21 protein-coding genes are annotated in these 20274 nt (G+C 58.6%); 14 read left to right on the plus strand and 7 right to left on the minus strand.

Annotation, left to right across the window (positions count from 1 at the left end; genetic code table 11):
* Together LC334_RS00005 and LC334_RS00010 are read right to left on the minus strand one after the other, a co-directional pair.
* On the minus strand, positions 1-1838 hold a 1838-nt coding region (locus LC334_RS00005), incomplete at its 3' end, for an ABC transporter permease (RefSeq protein WP_223412860.1).
* Between the two features lie 205 nt (positions 1839-2043).
* Positions 2044-3072, minus strand: a complete 1029-nt coding sequence (locus tag LC334_RS00010; protein ID WP_085798197.1) for a quaternary amine ABC transporter ATP-binding protein — start codon at positions 3070-3072, stop codon at positions 2044-2046.
* A gap of 420 nt (positions 3073-3492) precedes the next feature.
* Between LC334_RS00010 and LC334_RS00015 the strand changes: the two genes are divergently transcribed.
* Positions 3493-4422, plus strand: coding sequence for a LysR substrate-binding domain-containing protein (locus LC334_RS00015; RefSeq protein ID WP_085798198.1), 930 nt, complete (start codon positions 3493-3495; stop codon positions 4420-4422).
* Here LC334_RS00015 and LC334_RS00020 read toward each other — a convergent pair whose 3' ends face one another.
* On the minus strand, positions 4423-5349 hold the full coding sequence (locus LC334_RS00020; RefSeq protein WP_085798199.1) for a histone deacetylase family protein: 927 nt from the start codon (positions 5347-5349) through the stop codon (positions 4423-4425). It abuts the gene before it with no gap.
* A gap of 96 nt (positions 5350-5445) precedes the next feature.
* On the opposite strand from LC334_RS00020, the gene LC334_RS00025 reads away from it, so the two are divergent.
* The 5 genes from LC334_RS00025 to LC334_RS00045 all read left to right on the plus strand — a co-directional run bounded on the left by LC334_RS00025 (position 5446) and on the right by LC334_RS00045 (position 10342).
* On the plus strand, positions 5446-6840 hold the full coding sequence (locus LC334_RS00025) for a mechanosensitive ion channel family protein (RefSeq protein ID WP_085798200.1): 1395 nt from the start codon (positions 5446-5448) through the stop codon (positions 6838-6840).
* 233 nt (positions 6841-7073) lie between these two features.
* Positions 7074-7439, plus strand: coding sequence for a ribosome silencing factor (gene rsfS / locus LC334_RS00030; protein WP_085798201.1), 366 nt, complete (start codon positions 7074-7076; stop codon positions 7437-7439).
* Positions 7440-7910 carry a 23S rRNA (pseudouridine(1915)-N(3))-methyltransferase RlmH gene (rlmH, locus tag LC334_RS00035; protein ID WP_085798202.1) on the plus strand — a complete coding sequence of 157 codons (471 nt, stop codon included), beginning with the start codon at positions 7440-7442 and terminating at the stop codon, positions 7908-7910.
* A gap of 99 nt (positions 7911-8009) precedes the next feature.
* The gene (locus LC334_RS00040) at positions 8010-9233 is read left to right on the plus strand and encodes an ANL family adenylate-forming protein (RefSeq protein WP_223412825.1); all 1224 of its coding nucleotides are present in this window, start codon (positions 8010-8012) and stop codon (positions 9231-9233) included.
* Positions 9230-10342, plus strand: coding sequence for a thiolase family protein (locus tag LC334_RS00045; protein ID WP_085798203.1), 1113 nt, complete (start codon positions 9230-9232; stop codon positions 10340-10342). Before LC334_RS00040 ends, LC334_RS00045 begins: the two co-directional genes overlap by 4 nt.
* Before the next feature lie 16 nt (positions 10343-10358).
* On the opposite strand, the gene LC334_RS00050 is transcribed toward LC334_RS00045, so the two are convergent.
* From LC334_RS00050 to LC334_RS00065, 4 genes are read right to left on the minus strand one after another with little or no spacing between them, the layout of a single operon-like run.
* Positions 10359-11042 (minus strand): nitroreductase family protein, encoded by a 684-nt coding sequence (locus LC334_RS00050; RefSeq protein ID WP_085798204.1) that lies wholly within the window; start codon positions 11040-11042, stop codon positions 10359-10361.
* Positions 11032-11595 (minus strand): biotin transporter BioY, encoded by a 564-nt coding sequence (locus tag LC334_RS00055; RefSeq protein ID WP_085798205.1) that lies wholly within the window; start codon positions 11593-11595, stop codon positions 11032-11034. Before LC334_RS00055 ends, LC334_RS00050 begins: the two co-directional genes overlap by 11 nt.
* Entirely contained in the window at positions 11596-12210 is a 615-nt protein-coding gene (locus tag LC334_RS00060) for an energy-coupling factor transporter transmembrane component T family protein (protein ID WP_085798206.1), read from the minus strand.
* Entirely contained in the window at positions 12185-12946 is a 762-nt protein-coding gene (locus tag LC334_RS00065) for an energy-coupling factor ABC transporter ATP-binding protein (RefSeq protein WP_223412826.1), read from the minus strand. The genes LC334_RS00060 and LC334_RS00065 overlap by 26 nt, the downstream gene beginning before the upstream one ends.
* A gap of 179 nt (positions 12947-13125) precedes the next feature.
* Here LC334_RS00065 and gpmI point away from each other — a divergent pair, with 179 nt between their 5' ends.
* The 8 genes from gpmI (at position 13126) to LC334_RS00105 (ending at position 20171) form a co-directional block, all read left to right on the plus strand.
* The gene (gene gpmI / locus LC334_RS00070) at positions 13126-14649 is read left to right on the plus strand and encodes a 2,3-bisphosphoglycerate-independent phosphoglycerate mutase (RefSeq protein ID WP_085798208.1); all 1524 of its coding nucleotides are present in this window, start codon (positions 13126-13128) and stop codon (positions 14647-14649) included.
* Positions 14640-15770, plus strand: coding sequence for a murein hydrolase activator EnvC family protein (locus LC334_RS00075; RefSeq protein ID WP_085798209.1), 1131 nt, complete (start codon positions 14640-14642; stop codon positions 15768-15770). Before gpmI ends, LC334_RS00075 begins: the two co-directional genes overlap by 10 nt.
* A 7-nt stretch (positions 15771-15777) precedes the next feature.
* Complete coding sequence (locus LC334_RS00080) at positions 15778-17115, plus strand: S41 family peptidase (RefSeq protein WP_085798210.1); 1338 nt, start codon at positions 15778-15780, stop codon at positions 17113-17115.
* Positions 17116-17289: 174 nt separating this feature from the next.
* Positions 17290-17772 (plus strand): RNA pyrophosphohydrolase, encoded by a 483-nt coding sequence (locus LC334_RS00085; RefSeq protein WP_085798743.1) that lies wholly within the window; start codon positions 17290-17292, stop codon positions 17770-17772.
* Entirely contained in the window at positions 17769-18248 is a 480-nt protein-coding gene (locus LC334_RS00090; protein ID WP_085798211.1) for a hypothetical protein, read from the plus strand. The genes LC334_RS00085 and LC334_RS00090 overlap by 4 nt, the downstream gene beginning before the upstream one ends.
* Positions 18249-18547: 299 nt before the next feature.
* Positions 18548-18757, plus strand: coding sequence for a hypothetical protein (locus LC334_RS00095; RefSeq protein ID WP_139836245.1), 210 nt, complete (start codon positions 18548-18550; stop codon positions 18755-18757).
* Entirely contained in the window at positions 18696-19421 is a 726-nt protein-coding gene (locus LC334_RS00100) for a helix-turn-helix transcriptional regulator (protein WP_085798212.1), read from the plus strand. Before LC334_RS00095 ends, LC334_RS00100 begins: the two co-directional genes overlap by 62 nt.
* 165 nt (positions 19422-19586) lie before the next feature.
* Complete coding sequence (locus tag LC334_RS00105; RefSeq protein WP_085798213.1) at positions 19587-20171, plus strand: acyl-homoserine-lactone synthase; 585 nt, start codon at positions 19587-19589, stop codon at positions 20169-20171.
* The last annotated feature ends 103 nt before the right edge of the window (positions 20172-20274 follow it).

A 20274-nucleotide genomic window follows, 5' to 3' on the forward strand; every position in this document is an offset into this window, starting at 1 on the left:
ATGCCCAGCACAAAATTCTTGCCCAGATCGGTGCCCGCCAGGGTGCGTTGCAATTCCTGGCCAAGATCCTGCGTGCCGATAAAGGCCGCGATGATCACCATGAAGAATGCGAACATGATCGCCTGGTTGAACCCGACCGCCATCGTGGGCAGCGCTAGCGGCAGCTGTACGCTCAGCAGCTTTTGCCGCTTGGTAGCACCAGACATATCCGCGGCCTCGGTCATTTCCGGCGGTACCGTACGCAACCCTTCGATGGTGTATCGGGTCAGCGGCACGGTGGTGAAGATCACGATCGACAGCACAACCGTCACGTCCGAGACACCAAAGAGCATGATCGCCGGCAGCAGGTAGATGAAGCTCGGGAAGGTCTGCGCCGTGTCGCACAAAAGCAGGATGCGGGTCGACCACTTGTCGCTACGTGATGCGAAGATGCCCAGCGGAATACCAATGAACATTGACAGGATCACCGCCGAGATCACGGAATAGAGCGTGATCACCGACCGGTCCCACCAGCCACTGAACGCAACGATGGTAAAAAAGATCGCGGCAAAGATCGCCGGGCGCTTGCCCCCGAGCCAATAGGCGAAAGAGATAACCAGCAGGATAAAGGCAGGCGTCGGGATATAGAGAAGCGCGTTGCGGAACGGGATCAGCACCCAGACATTGAGCACATACCGCATCTGTCCGGTAATCCATTGAACCGCATCAATCGCCAGAAAGCCCTTGATGATGGCGTCCATTTCTCTGCCCATCGACAAGGATTGTTTGCGGCCAACTTCATTCAGGATACCAATGAATTGAGCAATAATAAGAAAGCCCATAAAGCCGACGACAGCGGCCACCAGATACTTGTGTTGCACAAACCAGGATGTGCCACGCTCGTGATGCTCGGGCAGTTTCACCACCCAGGCTTTGGAAAACCGGTCCAGCATCACCGCAACCAGCACGATGGTGACCCCGATCTCGAACGACCGACCCAGTTTGAAGCTGTTCATCATCGCCAGAAGTTTGCCGCCCAGACCGGGCATGCCGATAAATGCGGTCAGAACCACCATCGCCAGACATAACATGATCACCTGGTTGACACCCACAAGGATCTCGGTCCGGGCCGAGGGGATGTAGACCTTGGTCAACATCTGCCACCGGGTCGAGCCGGACATTTTCCCTGCCTCGACGATCTCGGGCGAGACCTTCTTGAGGCCAAGCGCCGTCATCAGAACCATCGGCGGAATGGCGTAGATCGTAGTGGCAATCGCCCCAGCCGTCGGGCCAACCTTGAAAAAGATCACGGCGGGCAGCAGATAGGTGAAGAACGGGATGGTCTGCAGAATGGCAAGAAACGGTTTGACCGCCCGGTCGAACCAACCCCATTTCCACGCAGCGATGCCCATCAGCAATCCGATAAAGAACGCCAATGGCGCCGCAACCGCGAGGACCGACAGCGTTTGCATCGCAATCTTCCACTGGCCCACCATCGCGGTCCAGACGAAGGTACCGCCGCCCAACAGGGCAAATTTCCAGCCGCCAAGGTAATAGCCGATCACGGCGGCAACGGCGGCGACGCAGGACCAGGGCAACGGGCCGATAAAGGGCCAGCGATGCTTGCCTTCCAGCAAGTTTGCGGTCAGCCCCAGCATAAAGTCGAGCGGCCCTTCAGCAAACCAGCGGGTCAGTACCGTCAGTTTCAGATCATCAATCAAAAAGCTAAAGAAGGCGTCCAGCCAGTCGGCCAGCGGCGGGATCATCGCTTCGGGTAGCCGTATCAGCGCCTCGGGCAACACCCCGAATGCCCGGGCAATCACCATCAACGTCGCGATTGCAACCAAACCACGTACCATCGACGAAGCTGAAACCGCGAAGACAACAGCGCATAAGAGCAGTGGCTGCAACACCTGGAACACGGCCCATTTCGGCAACAGCCAGATATCGAATATGCCAAGAAAAGTAAGCGCCGCAAATCCGATTGCAGCAGCACCCAGCCCGATCAGAATCTGTTTGCGATTGCCGTCCGACGCGACAGGGGATGTGTCCAGGACAGCCATATCAGCCTTTCCCCAGCAAAACGTCCAGCGCTTCTTGCCGGTTCATCACGCCGATCAACTCACCGTGCCGGTTCGCCACTGGCAGTTCATCACGTGGGTCATTCACCAGTTGGCGCGCCATTTGCAGGATCGTGTGCCCTGCCCTCACAGGTTCGCCTTCGGGGGCGGAGCCATTGACCGGGTTTGCCAGAACGCGGGCGTGTACGACGCGGGATTTTTCAATCTCTTCGGTGAATTTCTCAACATATGGCGTCTGCGGGTTCAGCACGATCTGGTCGGGTGTATCGCATTGCTCAACCGCGCCGTCCTTCATGATCGCGATCCGGTCGGCCAGACGCAGGGCTTCGTCGAAATCATGGGTGATGAATACGATGGTCTTGCCCAGCATCTCTTGCAGACGCAGGAATTCATCCTGCATCTCGCGGCGGATAAGCGGATCGAGCGCCGAAAACGGCTCATCCAGGAACCAGATATCGGGTTCAATCGCCAGTGACCGGGCAATACCGACGCGCTGTTGCTGGCCACCGCTGAGTTCACGTGGGAAATATTCTTCGCGGCCCTCAAGCCCGACCAGCTTGATCACCTCCAGCGCGCGTTCGCGCCGGTCGTGCTTGTCCTGCCCGCGCATTTCCAGCGGGAAGGCCACGTTTTCGAGAACGGTCCGGTGCGGCAGCAGGCCAAAGGACTGAAACACCATGCCCATCTTGCTGCGTCGCATCTCGATCAGGGCATTCTCATCCATATCCATGATGTTCTCGCCATCGACTTCGATGGTACCGCCGGTGCTGTCATGCAAGCGCGAAAAGCAGCGAACCAGGGTCGACTTCCCCGATCCCGAAAGCCCCATGATGACCAGCATCTCTCCCTTGGTTACTTCAAGCGAGACATCCTTGACGCCAGCGATATACCCGTCGGCGCGGATTTCATCGAAACTGCGTCCGGAAGGCATATCTGCAAGATACTGCTTTGGGTTTGGCCCAAACAATTTCCAGGCATTGCGGCATGAAATGACGGGGGTTTCGTCTGACATCTATTTGTTATTCCCAGTTGAGCGAGCCGAACTAACGGTGAAATTCAAGACCCGGTTATGAAAGCCCGTACCGTCACGCGGCAGGGACGGACAAGCTTAGCACAGTTACCCGATCCGCCCAAAATCAAGGCACAGGGCAGATCATCTGACGTCGCGCGACGCCCTTAGATTCCCGAGCCGATTGCCAGCACAGATGCTGTCATTAGTTTTTTGGTTTTCATCCTAACTCCCCAGTAGCGTTCATTGGAATCCGTACACTGCGGACACCCGGTTTTATGCGATCAAGTATGCCGCAAGTTTTTCCAAAGTGTGATTCTAAAAAGGTTTTGCTTTGCCCAACAAAAAGTTTGGCAAACTGCATGTGCCGTTGTATTTCTTGACGGTCTGCCTGTCTGTTCATTCCGCCCGAGGCTCTTGCGAATGCTGAAAAACCGCTCGGCGCTGCCACGACTGGATTATCTGATCACCTTTCAGGTCGCCGCCGAGCTTGAAAGCTTCGCCGCGACCGCCAAGGAGCTGAACGTCAGCGAGACAGCGATCAGCCGCAAGATGAAACTACTGGAACAGCATTTTGACTGCGCGCTCTTTGTCCGGGGCCACCGGTCGGTGCAGCTGACCGATCACGGCCGCAAACTGCTTAACGGGATAACCCCGGCGCTAAATGGTATAGCCCGCATTTCGCAGGAAATGATGACCGACCACACCCCCACCACGGTGCGTATGTCGGCAACCAATTCGGTGTCTTCGCTTTGGCTGATGCCACGCCTGCACAAGTTCCGGCAGGTCAACCGCAACATCACGATCTCGCTGATGTCGAGCGATCTGGACACCGAGTGTCTGACCGACGATTACGATCTGACGATCCTGCGCGGCGACGGCAACTGGCCCGGTTTCGACGCACGGCTGCTATTTGGCGAGACCGTATTTCCGGTCTGTGCCCCGATCTATCTGGAAAATCATGTGACCATTCCCGACACGAGTGAGTTAATGGATCACGCGCTGATCGAGGTCAGCAACAACCATACCGAATGGCTGAACTGGAAAACCTGGCTGGACCGCAAGGGCCACGACCCTGATCTTGTGCGCCATTCGACCTTTGTGAACACCTATCCACTGGCAATACAGGCCGCGATCGACGGGTTGGGTATCGCCCTGGGCTGGGGGCATTTGGTGGACCATCACCTGCAATCCGGCAGCCTGATCCGGCCTCTGGGATCGGAACTTGTCCGGACAGATGCCGGCTATTACCTGCTGACCCGGAAAGATCGCAAGCCGCCCGCCGAAGGCGAAGTTGTCGCCAGATGGCTGCTGCAGGAAAGCGCCACGCGCAAACGGTACCAGTCGGAATAGCTATGCGCCCCGCCGGATGAGTACATCCACATGTGCGGCTACGCTGGTGGCCAGCGCATCAAGGTCATAACCGCCTTCAAGGCTTGTCACCACGCGCCCCTGGCAATGAGTTGCGGCCAGATCGCATATCTTTTCTGTCACCCAGGCAAAGTCATCCTCGGTCAGGCGCATTCCGGCCAGCGGATCGGCTTGATGTGCATCGAACCCGGCCGAGACGAGGATCAGCTCGGGCGCAAACTCGTCGATCTTGGGCAACACCGCGCCCTCCATGACTTCGCGGAACTTAATGCTGCCGGTGCCATCGGGCAGCGGCACGTTCAGCACGTTGTTGTCAACGCCGGTTTCATGCGCGTGACCGGTGCCGGGGAAAAGTGGCGACTGGTGGGTCGAACAAAAGAGGATGCGGGCGTCGCTCTCGACCAGATCCTGCGTGCCGTTGCCATGATGCACATCGAAATCAACGATGGCGACACGGGAAAGCCCGTGATGCTCCAGCGCGTGTTTAGCGGCGATGGCGACAGTGCCAAAAAGGCAGAACCCCATCGCGGTCGAGGTCTCGGCGTGATGGCCCGGCGGACGACAGGCGACGAAGGCACTCGACACCTCGCCGCGCAACACAAGATCTACAGCCTGCACCGCCCCGCCCGCCGCCCTCTGGGCCGCGGCAAGTGAACCGGGCGACATGAAGGTATCCCCGTCAAGCTGTGCCCAGCCTTCTGTCGGCGCGGCACCGCGGATCAAGTTGACATATTCCCGCGGATGCACCAGCAGCAGATCATCTTCGGCCACCAACGGTGCGTTGACCCTGGTAAGCGCCTTGCCTTCAAGCGCCGCTAATATGCGCTCCAGCCGCGCCACCTGCTCAGGATGGCCCGGCGGGTTTACATGTTCCAGGCAATCGGGATGGGTCACCAGCGCTGTCGACATTCGAATCCTCCGCATCTCTTGATCCAGCAAAGGCCAAGTTTCCGCAACTGTCCAGCCGGGCTTGTTGCACCCGCCGCCCCATGCCAATGTGCCGGCATGGAACAGGACACGGTTGAGATCGCGCAGGACGCGCAGGAAATCGCACAGGATGCACAGGAAATTGCCCTGACGCTGTGGGATCAGGCGCAGGTGTTTCTTGATAGCCTGATGCGGCCGTGGAATGCCTATCAGATTGGGATCGCCATCGGGACATTCCTGCTGGCCCATCTGATCGCTCGCTATGTCGGCCCGAAACTGCACCAATGGCTGCGAACCCGCGAAGGCTGGCCCAAGTGGCGCATGCGTCTGGGCGTCCTACTACACCGTCGCATCCGTCTGATCATCTATGTGCTGATGATCTGGCCGGTCGTCTGGACCATGCGCGAATATACCTGGCCCAGCCGGACCTACCTGCTGGGTCTTGCGGCCAGCCTTGCGACCGCGTGGCTGGTGATCGCGCTTTTGACGCGGCTCATCGCCAACGGTTTCCTGCGCAGCATCGTGCGCTATGGCGGCTGGACCTGGGCAACGCTGATCATCCTCAACCTGACGGAAGAGGCCCAGGGCATCCTGGACAGCGCCGCGCTTCATATCGGCGAAACCAGGCTGTCGCTCTGGCTGATCCTGCAGGGCATTGTGATCATCACATCGCTTTTCGTGCTGGCCCGGTTTCTGTCGCGTACCAGCACTGCCCGGATCAAAAGCAACCAGGACATCTCGCCCTCGATGCAGGTGCTGGCGGTCAAGTTCCTGCAGGTGCTGCTATACGGCGCGGCGTTTTTTATCGGACTGCGGGCGGTCGGCTTTGATCTGACCGGGCTTGCGGTGCTCTCGGGTGCCATCGGTGTTGGCCTTGGTTTCGGTTTGCAAAAGGTGGTCTCGAATCTGGTGTCAGGCGTGATCATCCTGATGGACAAATCGATCAAGCCGGGTGACGTGATTTCATTGGGTGAAACCTTTGGCTGGATCAATTCGCTGGGTGCGCGCTATGTCTCAGTGGTTACCCGCGACGGGCGCGAATATCTGATCCCGAACGAAGACCTGATCACCGGTCAGGTGGTCAACTGGTCGCATTCTAACGATTTCGTGCGCCTCGACATCTTTTTCGGCACCTCCTACGGCTGCGACCCGCATAACGTGCGCAAGCTGGCGATTGAGGCCGCCAAGGGTGTTGATCGCGTGCTCAGCTTCAAGGCACCGGTCTGCCATATCGTGGGTTTTGGCGACAGCTCGGTGGATTATATCCTGCGATTCTGGATCTCGGATCCCACAGGGGGGCTGACGAATATCCGTGGCAATGTCTATCTGGCGCTCTGGGATATCTTCCAGGCCAACAACATCTCGATCCCATTCCCGCAGCGCGAGGTTCGCCTGCTGGACGATGATCTGAACCCCGCTGAAGTTGCCGAAGGCGAAACAATCGCTGACCCGGTGGAAACAAAGACCACCTGAGCCGTTGCAGCGCTGCGCCTTTTTGTCACGATATGTTGCAAGCTGATGTTTTTGGCGCACAATTGCGCGATGAAACGCCGAGCGTACGCAACCGTTCATTGAAAGTTCATAAATGGATTGTTAACTTATAACTGTGCCCGGCACCGGGGTTTTGACGGTGCGCCAGAGAGGAGGACAATGTCCTGTCTTTTACTACTGATGCGGCTCCAGCCGCTGACAAAGGGGCGCCGGTAATGGCCCCCGCACCGAGCGCAAACAGCGAAACTCAACTTGCGCGCATTCTTTCCTCACTGACCGAAGACAAGGCTGAAGACGTCGTGGAAATTGACCTGTGCGGCAAATCGGCCATCGGCGACTACATGGTCATCTGTTCAGGCCGTTCGACCCGTCAGGTTGCTGCCATTGCCGAAAAGCTTGTCGATCGGCTCAAACATGACCTGGGTGTTCTGGCCAAGGTCGAGGGTAAGGATACGGGCGACTGGGTGCTGATCGACACTGGCGATGTGATCGTCCATGTCTTCCGCCCCGAGGTTCGCGAGTTCTATCAGCTTGAGAAGATGTGGCTGCCCGCCGGGCAGGCTGCGGCCTCTCAGGCCTGAATGCGCGTTCATATCTGCGCTGTGGGCCGGCTTCGCGCCGGGCCCGAGCGTGAGTTGATCGATGATTACCTGAAGCGATTCGACCGAACAGGCCGCGCGCTTAGTCTTGGCCCCGCCGCTATACATGAGGTCGAGGACCGCAAAGGCGGCGGCATGCGGGCCGAAGCTGCGTTGCTGGAGCGTGCGGTACCGGCGGGGGCCGCGATAGTGGCTCTTGATGAACGCGGGCATATCCTTACTTCGCCTAAATTTGCAGCAAAATTGACTGGCTGGCGCAATGACGGGTGCGGCGACGTGGCCTTTGTCATCGGAGGTGCCGACGGGCTGGCGGCTGAACTGCGACAGCGTGCCGGTTTCAGTCTGTCATTCGGGCAGATGGTCTGGCCGCATATGCTGGTGCGGGTCATGCTAGCCGAGCAGCTTTACCGCGCGGCCACGATCCTGAGCGGCAGCCCCTATCACCGAAGCTGAACTCCTCGACCATGCAGGTGACACGCCACCAGACGGGACGTGATCCGCGATATCCGCTTTGCGTTCGCCTGTGAAATCCTGCAATACCCTTGCATTTGGATGTGCATTCATCGCGACGGGAGCAACGCAGAAATCAAGATGACGATCGGTGACAGCTTCACACTCAACCCAAGCAGCGCCGTGCTGACGCCCGATGCGCCGGGCCTGCGGGTGCTTGTGGATGGCGTGAGGCGCGGTACATCCATTCTGGCCTCCCAATCCAAGAAGCATCCGATCGAATTGCAGGACACCGACAGGCAGTGGCTGATCTGCGAAAGCTCGGGCACAATCGGGCGGCCCAAGGCAATACGCCGCCGCCCGGAAACCTGGATCAAGAGCTTTGACATCAACGCCGAGCGATATGGGCTATCCCCGGCAGACACCTATGCCACCTTCGGATCCCTGGGCCATTCACTGACGCTTTTTGCGACCATAGAAGCTTTGAGCCTTGGCGCAGATATCTGTTCGCTGGACAAGATGGCACCACGGCGGCAGGTCCAGCATCTTGCCGATTCGGCCGTAACGGTAATCTATGCAACGCCCACGCAACTCACACTTCTGGTGAAAAGCACCGTGGCGACAAAGCGCTCGGCGCTTCCTTCTGTCCAGCATATCTTTTCCGGTGGCGGCAAGCTTGGGGATGAGGTGCGCGATGCCCTGTGCAGTCTCTTTCCCGCCGCCAGCATCCACGAATTTTTCGGCGCGAGCGAGACCAGTTTCATCACCATTTCCGATGCGAACACGCCTGCGGGTTCCGTGGGCCTTCCCTATCCTGAAGTCTCTGTGCGGATCGGAGACAGCGCAGGCACTGCGCCGAACGAGACAGGCGAGATCTGGGTATCCAGCCCGTATCTGTTTGATGGCTACAATTCGGATACAACCGATGGCATCACACGCTCCGGCGCCTACCTGAGCGTGGGCGACATGGGATATCTGAACGCCGAAGGGTATCTTTTTCTTAGGGGCCGTAAGGACCGCATGGTCACTGTCGCCGACAAGAATGTGTTCCCCGAAGAGATCGAGGCGTTCATCGGCCAGATGAAGGGGGTCGATCTATGCGCGGTTCTCTCAGTCCCTGACCAGACAAGGGGAAACAGGCTTGTCTGCTTCGTCAAAACCACCAGTACCGGTCTTTCACCGACAACGATACGCAATCACTGCCGGACACATCTAAGCTCTCACGCGGTTCCGAAAGAGGTCTATTGCAGCGACGCCATGCCCGTGCTCCGATCCGGCAAACCCGACCTGCGCGCACTCTATGCCGGGCTGGGTTCTGGGCGATGACAAGGTCATTTCTGATATCGGCACGGCGAAGCCCCGTTGCACCGCGGAATGGCGCGCTGGCGCATCTTTCGATCGAAGATCTGGCAAGACCGGTATTGCTCGAAACGCTACAAGATGCGGGTATCGCGCCAGAGGACGTGGGCGAGCTTATCGTCGCAAATTCGCTGGGTGCTGGCGGCAATCCTGCCCGCATCATCGCGCTGCACGCTGGCCTGCCGGAAACTGTTGCGGGCCTGTCGGTCGACCGACAATGCGCGGGCGGCCTTGATGCGATCCTGCTGGCGGATGCGATGATCCGCGCGGGAAGTCATGACATTGTGGTGGCCGGTGGAGTCGAAAGCTATTCGCGACGACCGCTTCGATTTCGCACCTTCGCCGATGGGCAGGCGCCTTTGGAATATCATCAGGCGCAATTCACCCCCTGGCCCGACCGCGACCCCGACATGGCCGATGCGGCGAATCTGCTGGCCAGAAAATATGGCATCGGAAAATCGGTGCAGGATGCATGGGCGGTCTTGAGCCATCAAAAGGCAATGGCGGCGCAGGCAACCACTGGCGCCGCAGAAATCGTATCGGTAGCAGATGCTTACAAGGACACATTCACGCGGAACCTGACGCAAAATCACTGTGACCGCGCCCGCCCAGTAAGCGGCAATATTACGGCGGCAAATATGGCGGTCGCTGCCGATGGTGCAGCCTTCGTGGTCTTAGTCTCGGATACCTACATGAAGGCCACCGGTATCGATGGTGTCGAATTTATCGCCGGGAAGACCCTGGGCGGCGATCCGGAACTGCCGGGAGTTGCGCCGGTGGATGCCATTCGGCATATCTTGAACATCTCAGCCATTCAAGCGGATGATCTTATCTGCGCCGAAATCATGGAGGCATTTGCGGTTCAGGCGATCGTCTGCCAGCAGGGCGCGGGCATCCCGCACGAAATCGTCAACCAACGCGGCGGCGCATTGGCCCGTGGGCACCCCATTGGTGCATCCGGAGCGATTTTGGCGGTCAGCCTGTTTCATAGATTGAAAGAGAGCAAAGGTGTCGGGTTGGCGGCCATCGCGGCCGCAGGCGGGCTGGGCACCGCTATGGTAGCCCGGTCAGGCTAGGGCCCGTCTGCCTCTGCTACTTACGCTCAAACCCGCTGAACGAGCTGAATTCCTCAAGCGCCAGCCGCTCGGTCCTGAAATGGTTCACCTCGGCGGACATATCAGCCACGCCAACGGCAATGCCACACACCACCATCTCGTCGTCCGGCAGGTGCAGGTGGTCGTGCACCACGCCCCCGTAATTCGCAAGCGCCCCGATGCCTGTTGCCCCAAGCCCTTCATTTTCTGCCGCCAGCAGGAATGTCATCAGCGACATGCCCAAATCCATGAAACAGCCCTTGCCCATGTCGCGATCTATGGTGACCACGATCCCCACGGGCGCGTCGAAAAACCGGTAGTTGCGCGCAAATTGTTCTCTTCGCCCTTTCACATCCCGTTTTGCGATGCCCAAGGCTTCGTAAAGCGCGAACCCCGCCCTTCTTTGCCGATCCTTAAGATCGGCAGACATGACCTTTGGGAAATACGAATATTCCTGCTCTATCGGCGTTCCATCCTGCTGGGCTTTGTCCAGACGTGTCTTCAGGCTGTCCAGTGCAGTGCCCGACAGAACGTGGAACTTTCCAGGCTGAAGATTGGCACCGCTGGGCGCACGGCGTGCGGCCGAGCAAATCCGTTCCACCACCAGCCGATCGACGGGGTCGGTCTTGTAGGCCCGGATCGATCGCCGTTGCGACAGAAGCTGGTTGAAGTCAGACGGCATCGGTACGATTTGCGCGCGACAGAACACTGCCCGGGCGCGCCTTGGCCAGTGCTGCGGTCAACATGCCTGCGATTATCGCCTTCAGCAGGTCGCCCGGCACAAAAGCGGCGACAAGCCAGATCACTTCCGACAGGGTTTTATCCAGCGTAATCAACAAGCCGATGATACCAAAGAGATAGAGCACAACGATCCCACCTATGACCGAAGCAACACAGGCGACCAGTGTCAGGGGCGCGAGGCGCCAATGCTCGACAATCCAGCCGGTGACGAAGGCGGCCGCGGGCCAGCCGATCAAAAACCCGGCAGAGGGTGACACGAAAAGACCCAAACCACCGCGCCCACCGGACAAGAGCGGCAGGCCAATGGCCACCAGCAGCAGGAACAAGAGCACCGAAAGCGCACCCTTTCTGGAGCCCAGTACGGCACCGCACAACATGACACCCATGCTTTGCGCCGTGATTGGCACCCCGAAGGCCAGTGTGATCTTGGGAATCAGCCCAAGCGCCGCGATAAGCGCGGCGAACAGAGCAATGAGAGCTACATTTTTTTCCATCTAGTGGCACTCCTGAGTGTTAAATCCGCCGCGTGCGCGCAACGCTTCTGCTACATGCTCTGCGTCATCTAACGCAAGAACCGTGAAGGGGAGGATAATTCGCCACCCCGATCGCCTTCGTGATCGCGCCTGCCACGCCTCGGAGAGTAGCGTTCCTTTTTGCAAAAGGACCGGCGTCAGCCGGATAACCAGCGCAATGGCAAGCTCCAAAACGCGTGGCCGCAAGCCAAATCTTCTCAGCGGGCGGCTCAATCCGTGCAGGACATCAATCATATCCGAAAGGCGCGTGGTCATTGTAACCAGATTTGCCAACGCCACTGCCGATACGAGCCGCAGTATAACAGTTGCGCCCGTTGCGATCTCCCCGCTCCAGAGGTGCCAGACCGCCACCACAAGGGCAAAGGGCCACAGGATACGCAGTTGGCGAAGCCCCGCGTCCATAAATCTACGACCGGGCAGCGCGTAGAGCCCCAGCACAAGCAAAAGAAGACCAAAATGCATCGCCGGGTCTCTAATGTAGAACAAGACCAGCGTTGATGCACAAAGACCGGCCAGCTTCAAACCGGCCGGCCAATCATGTGCCTTTGTCCTAACGGGCGAGGTCAGAGATATCATCCGAACCTCCAAGGGCGTTCATTTCCGAAATGTAATCAGGCAGGACATCACAGGCCTTGCCGGTCTGCACCACTGATCCTTTCTCAAGCCAGATGATTTGATCATAGCCCGACAGGTCGTCAGGATCATGGGCGATGTGCAAAAGACCGCCTTCGTAATGAGAAAGATAACGCTTCAACTGCATCTTGGTCGGGATATCAATGCCCGAAAATGGCTCATCGAGAATGATCATCCGAGGCTTCATTGCGCAAACCGCCATCAGGCACACCAGATGTTTCTGACCCTGCGACAGGACACTCACAGAGACCTCGGCCCAGTGCGATTTTCCGAAATAGGCAAGCGTGGCCTGTGTCGTCTGTTCTGCCTCGTTCCTGGACTGCCCAAGCTGTCGAAGGCCGAAAGATATCTCCTCCTGAACGGTCGGGAAAATGATCTGGTGATCAGGGTTCTGAAACAGGATGCCCACCTCGGTCAACGCCACCTTGCGATCCTTGGCAAGGTCATGGCCGTTGATCAGTGCCGACCCTGAACTGGCCTCAATCAGCCCCGCCAGGATGCGCGCAAGGGTGGACTTACCCGATCCGTTCCGCCCGACGACCCCAACACGCGCGGCATCGCTTTGCCACGAAATCGACTTGAGGATATCCTTGCCATCGGCAGAATAGCAAAGATTGTCCAGCGCGATGTCGCTTCCGGTCACCGGGTTCATATTGACGTGTGGTCGGTCCATTTTCATCGAACACTCATTGCCTTTCGCACGAGATTTAACAAGCCGAAATTCCGTCGCAGTTTAACGCAGGCCGTGCGAGTATGAACATAAAGGCTGCATCTTAAAATTCGCCCTGCTGTTATCGCAAACGCTGTTCACCCTGCCCGCCGAAACCGCTAGAAGGCGTCCATCAGGCAGGAGCAGTTATGATTACACCAAAACCCGTGGTCTTGTGCATTCTAGATGGCTGGGGCCTTTCGGACGAAACCAGGGGCAATGCCCCGGCGCTGGCCAAGACGCCCACGTTCGATCGTCTGATGGCCACCTGCCCCAACAGCACGCTTGTCACCCACGGGCCGGACGTGGGCCTGCCTGAGGGGCAAATGGGTAATTCCGAAGTGGGCCACATGAATATCGGTGCCGGCCGTGTGGTCGAGATGGATTTGCGCCGGATCGACCAGGCGATCCGCACCGGCAGCTTTGCCTCCCTGCCCGGCGTGCAGCGTTTTGCCAGCAAGCTCAAAGCGACTGGTGGTACAGCACATCTGCTGGGCGTGCTGTCCGATGGCGGGGTGCACAGCCATATCGACCACATGATTGCTGCCGCCAAAGCACTTACAGATCACGGGTTGAGCGTAGCCCTTCATGCCTTCACCGACGGGCGCGACGTGGCACAGATCTCGGCCAAGTCTTATCTGGAAGAACTGCGCGACGCCCTGCCCGATGGTGCCTATATCGCCACCGTATCGGGCCGCTACTACGCAATGGACCGCGACAACCGCTGGGATCGCGTAGAGCTGGCCTTTCAGGCTCTGGCCAACGCCAAGGGATATACCGCCGAAACCGCATCGGACGCGATTGACAATGCCTATGGCAAGGGCCGCACCGACGAGTTCATCAAGCCGCGTGTGCTGGGCGATTATGAGGGCATGAAAGATGGCGACGGTATCTTATGTCTGAATTTCCGCGCAGACCGAGCGCGCGAGATTCTCGCCGCCTTCGCCGATCCGGATTTTGGCCATTTCGACACCGGCGCGCGCCCGGATTTCGCAATAGTCAGCGGTTTCACCGAATATTCCCGCCGCCATTCCAGCTATATGGACTGCATCTTCCCGGATGAGCGCCCGGATAACACTTTGGCGGAGTGGCTGGGAAAACACGACAAGACTCAGTATCATTCCGCCGAAACCGAGAAATATCCCCATGTCACGTTCTTCCTTAATGGTGGCAAGGAAACACCTGAGCCGGGCGAAGACAGATATCTGGCAAAATCGCCAGACGTGGCGACCTATGACCTGCAGCCCGAGATGTCCGCACCCGAAGTGACCGATCATTTCGTCGATGCGATCGAGAAGGGTTACGACCTGATCGTGGTCAATTACGCCAACCCGGATATGGTGGGCCATACCGGCGATCTGCAAGCCGCGACGGCGGCTTGCGAAACCGTTGACCAGGGCCTTGCACGGGTTGTAGCCGCGCTGGAAAAGGTCGGCGGCGCAATGATCGTGACCGCAGACCACGGCAATTGCGAGGTCATGATCGACCCTGATAGTGGCAAACCCCATACGGCGCATACATTGAACCCCGTCCCGGTGATCCTGACGGGCGGCCCGGAAGGCGCACGGCTGCGCCCCGGCCGGTTGGCCGATCTGGCGCCCACGTTGCTTGAGCTGATGAACATGCCAACCCCGCCCGAGATGACCGGCAGGAGCCTGATCACATGCGACTAGCATTGGCCCTGGCCGCGACCTGTCTTGCAGGGGCCGCGCTTTCCCAGGACAATATTGCCGCCGATAATGCGCGCGCCGCTGCCGACCGGCTGGCCGAGGCTGCGATCCAACTCGACGAAGCGCAAGGCGCGCGCGACCGGGTGAAGGCATTGTCGGAAACCGTGCATGCATTTGAAAGCGGGCTTGAGGCGATGCGCGACGGGCTGCGTCAGGCCGCCATTCGCGAAGAAGTGCTATCTCGCGAACTGGCGGCACGCGAAGATGAGATCGCCCAGCTTCTGGGCGTGCTGCAATCCATGAACAGCGCCCCGTCGCCGGTGCTTCTGCTGCATCCGTCTGGGCCGGTCGGCACGGCGCGGTCTGGCATGATCCTGGCCGAGGTCACACCGGCGCTCAACGCCCGCGCCAATGAGATACGCAGCAAGTTGCAGGAAGTCAGCGTGTTGCGCGCGCTCCAGCAAAGCGCCGCCAATAAGCTGCAAGACGGCTTGAACGGTGTGCAGGAAGCCCGCATTGCGCTGTCCCAGGCCATTTCCGATCGGACTGATCTGCCGCAACGCTTTACCGAAGATCCGGTGAAAACCGCATTGCTGATCGCATCGACCGAAACACTCGAAGGCTTTGCCAGCGGCCTCAGCCAGATTGCCACCAACGAGACGCCCGCGAACCTGCCCGACATCATCGACCGAAAAGGCGCCCTGTCCCTACCGGTGAACGGTCGGATTCTGCGCCGCGCGAATGAGGCCGATGCCGCCGGCATTGCCCGGCCAGGCATCGTGATGGCGACGCGCCCGCGCGCGCTGGTAAGCACGCCAGCCGCCGCGACCCTGCGCTACAGCGGGCCGCTGCTGGATTACGGAAATGTTATCATCCTCGAGCCCCAATCCGGGATTCTCATGGTGTTTGCCGGGCTTGATGTGGTTTATGGTCGAACCGGTCAGGTATTGTCAGCCGGTAGTCCGCTGGGGCTGATGGGCGGTGCTGACCCCGATCCCGGCGCATTATTGCCGCGGGACGGGCAGGAAACGACTACCAGCCAGACGGAAACCCTCTATATAGAGGTGAGAAAAGACAACATACCCGTGGACCCTGCACAGTGGTTCAAGACTGACGAAGGATGACATACCGATGAAAAAATTCCTGTTGGCCGCCGCGGCCGGAACGCTGGCCGGCGTTGTTGTCACGACACAGGTCGCCGCGCCGCTGTTGGCTCAGGAAGCCGCCAAGTCCAACAACGTCTACGAGCAGCTTGATCTGTTTGGCGATATTTTCGAGCGTATTCGCTCGCAATATGTCGAAGAGGTGGACGAGGGCGACCTGATTGAAGCGGCGATCAACGGCATGCTCACCTCGCTCGATCCGCATTCCAGCTATCTTTCGCCCGACGATGCGGCCGACATGCGCGAACAGACCCGTGGAGAGTTTGGCGGCCTTGGTATCGAGGTCACCCAGGAGGACGGTTTCGTTAAGGTCGTCTCGCCCATCGACGATACGCCTGCGGATGAGGCCGGGGTCGAATCCGGCGATTTCATCACCCATGTGGACAACGAAAGCGTGCTGGGCCTGACCCTGGACGAGGCCGTTGACCTGATGCGCGGGCCGGTGGGCAGTGAAATCGTGATCACTATTGTACGCGAAGGCGAGACCGAACCTTTCGATGTCTCGATCATCCGCGACACGATCAAGCTGACTGCCGTACGCACCCGCACCGAGCAGGACACCGTTGTGCTGCGCGTCACCACCTTCAACGACCAGACCTACAAGAACCTCGAAGCCGGCCTGAACGAACAGATCGAAACGGCGGGCGGCATCGACAATATCCGCGGCATCGTGCTGGATCTGCGCAATAACCCCGGGGGACTGCTTAACCAGGCGATCCGGGTGTCGGACGCGTTCCTTGAAAAAGGCGAGATTGTCAGCACACGGGGCCGCAAACTCGAAGACGGCGAGCGGTTCAACGCTACCGAGGGCGATCTGGCCCAGGGCAAACCCATCGTGGTACTGATCAATGGCGGTTCGGCCAGCGCCTCCGAGATTGTGGCGGGCGCGCTCAAGGACCATCGCCGCGCCATCGTCGTGGGCACAAAAAGCTTCGGCAAGGGGTCGGTTCAAACAGTGATGCCGATGCGCGGCGATGGCGCCATGCGCCTGACAACCGCGCGGTATTACACCCCCTCGGGCCGGTCGATCCAGGCGCTTGGTGTATCGCCCGATATCGTCGTCGAACAGCCCCGCCGCGCACCTGAATCCGAGGATGATGAAGAGGCGGCCGCGCGCGGCGCGCGGTCTGAGGCCGATCTGCGGGGGCGGCTGAACAATGACAGCCTCAGCGAAGATGAAATCCGGCAGATCGAAGAGGATAACGCCCGCGCCGAAGAGGCTGCGAAACTGCGCGAAGAAGACTATCAGCTGGCCTATGCCATAGATATTCTCAAGGGCCTGACAGCACTCAACGGCAACGAATAATCTGCCGCAGTGACGCCAATTGGGCGCCGTAACCTGTTCGGGTTGCGGCGCTTTTTGATAAGATCCCTATGATCCGATACTTTGCCAGTTTAGCGGTTCGCTAATTTGGTCAGCCGACTGGAAGGGCCGCCCCTCAATGGTTATGTTTTGGACGAAACAGTGCTGGATCACAGAATGACGCCTGACGAAATTGCCCGGCTGCCCTATCGGCCCTGTGTTGGCGTCATGCTGGTGAACAAGGTAGGCCATGTTTTTGTGGGTCAGCGGCTCGACAATGATACTGCCGCCTGGCAGATGCCCCAGGGTGGTATCGACCCCGGCGAAGCCCCGCGTGATGCCGCGCTACGAGAGCTTTGGGAGGAAACCGGCGTGCGGCCTAAGCTGGTCACGATAGAAGCCGAAAGCGAAGGATGGATACCCTACGATCTGCCGCATGAATTGGTGCCCCGTATCTGGAAAGGTCGCTATCGCGGGCAGGAACAGAAATGGTTTCTGGTGCGTTTTCTCGGCGACGACGCGGATGTGAACATCCAGACCGATCATCCCGAGTTTTCCGCTTGGCGCTGGCTGGCACCGGATCAGCTTGTCGCCAGCATCGTGCCGTTCAAACGTGAAGTTTATAAATCTGTTCTGGACCAGTTTGGAGAGTTGCTGTGAAATCCATCGCCCTCACAATCGCCTTCACCTTATTTGCCGGGCCGGCCCTGGCGCTTTCATGTCTGCCGCCAAACGTCGCGACGTCCTTCAACGAAGCTGCCGCATCGGAAAAACAGTATATTGTCGTGCGCGGTAAGCTCGTTTTTGACGAAAGCAAGCTGCCCGAGACCGATCTTCAGAACCAAGCCCAAACCCCGCCGCACGTAGACATCAAAGCGCAGTTAACCGGAAAATCCCTGTCGCGCGCGGGCTTCAACGCGGATTTCGACCGTACAATAACTTTGCGCGCCCAGTGTTTCGGGCCGTGGTGCGGCCGGGCGGTGTCGGGTGCCGACTATCTGTCCTTTCTCGAGAAAACCGACGATGGCTACCTTTTGGCCGTCACCCCATGTGGCGGATACGATTTCATCGACCCAACCGAAGAGATGCTGCGCAAGGCCGCCCGGTGTTTCAAAGGCGATAGCTGCACGCCTTGAGCCAGCACAGAAACGCGGTGATTGGGAAAATGTATTGCCGCCCGACTCGGATCTGCGGCGGGTTGCGCCTGCAACGGCACAACTTAACCAAAACGCTATCCTCCGAGTGTAAATTGAGAGCGAATCGGCGGCAACGCCAGGCTGCTCACGGTCTGGCGCACAGGTAAGCATCGCTCAAAAAGCCGGCTCAATACCGCTCTCGCTATTTCTGGGGAGTTAAAATCCGCGAATACGAAAGAAAATATTAACATGCTATAGTTGTATTAACTATTCATTAACCCCCGTTAACGAGGCTAAACATGCAAAACGAATGGATACTCGACGTTCTTGCCGACCTTAAGACATTTGCCCAGCAAAACGGGTTAGGTGTTCTGGCCGAACAGTTGGATGATACACAACTGGTGGCTGCAAGTGAGCTGGCGTTGATTGGGGAAGGACAGATTGCAGATGAACGCGGCCCCGCCTATGCGGCTGGATATAATATTGGAGGACTTGGAAGGCGCCTCTGAACTGAGCGAGCTGCAGACCGCTATTGAAAATCTGCGCGATCACTTCAAGGTTGATCATATGGTCTACCACTGGGTAAGCGGTGCAGGCGATCAGTATGGTTGTGGCACCTACTCCCCCGAATGGGTGCAGCGCTATCTCGAAAAAGAATACCTGCGGATCGACCCTGTGATACAAGGCTGCTACCAGCGATTTCATCCGGTCGACTGGAAAAGGCTGGATTGGTCCAGTAAGGCAGCGCGCGGATTTCAGAAAGAAGCAATTGCACATGGCATTGGAAACCAAGGGTTTTCCGTGCCGGTACGCGGGCCAAACGGCCAATTCGCCCTGTATACGGTTAGCCACAATTGCGACGACGACATCTGGGCGGCCTTTACCGAAACCAATCGTCGCGACCTGATCCTGATTGCGCATTACTTCAACCAGAAAGCGCTGGATTTCGAACCCGACCGAAAACCCGAACCGGCGCAGCCACTATCCCCGCGCGAAGTAGACGCGCTGACATTGCTGGCCATGGGGTATAGCCGCGCCCAGGTGGCCGAGACCCTCAACATCTCGGAACATACGTTGCGGGTCTATATCGAATCCGCCCGTTTCAAACTGGGCGCGATGAACACGGTGCATGCGGTCGCCCGCGCCCTCAGCCGCGGCCTAATTGTGATCTGATTGCATCGCGGTAACGCCGGTTACGCCAACCAGCTACCGGCGGACCCGCTTTGTGCCATGCGGCCCAGAGCAGCGTGAAAGTGTTGACGCACCGTACGCCACACCGATCAGCTGTTAACCAATATTCTCCAGCTTTGGCTTCGATAACCAGAAAAGGGGAAGCCGATGCTACGCTACATTTACGGAAACGACCTGGATAAGTATCCGACCCTCGCCGAGACAATGTTTCAGGATCGGGCCGATCAGTTCAAGACCAGGTTGGAATGGGACGTGAGCGTAGATGAAGCAGGCCATGAGCGCGACAACTATGACAGTTTGAACCCGCTTTACGTGATCTGGGAAGGCGAAGATGGCTGCCATGGCGGCTCCATGCGGCTGCTGCCCACCACCGGCCCTACCATGGTGAACGACCATTTCAGCCATCTCAGCGGCGGCGGCCATATTGTCAGCCCCCTGATTTGGGAATGCACCCGATTCTGCCTGGCGCGCAACGCCAGTTCGCGGATCGCCGCGGCCCTGATGCTTGCCGGAGGCGAGGTGATGCACAACTTCGCCATCAAGCATTATGTCGGCGTTTTCGATGCCCGCATGGTCCGGATTTATCGCGCCATCGGATCCTCGCCCGATATCGTCGGCTCCGAGGGCGAAGGGCGGGAGCAGATCAGCGTAGGTCTGTGGGAATTCACCGATGCGGCGCGGGAAAAAGTCGCCAAACGCGCCGATATCAGCCCGGAAACCTCTGAGGCGTGATTCCAGACCAGCTTTGGCCCTAACGCGCCGAGACACCCCTATCGCCAGATGGCACATGCCCCGATCACATCACTGCAATCTGCAGCAGCCGCATCTGCCTGAA

The sequence above is a fragment of the Roseovarius aestuarii genome (genome assembly GCF_019966515.1).
Lineage (GTDB): Bacteria > Pseudomonadota > Alphaproteobacteria > Rhodobacterales > Rhodobacteraceae > Roseovarius > Roseovarius aestuarii.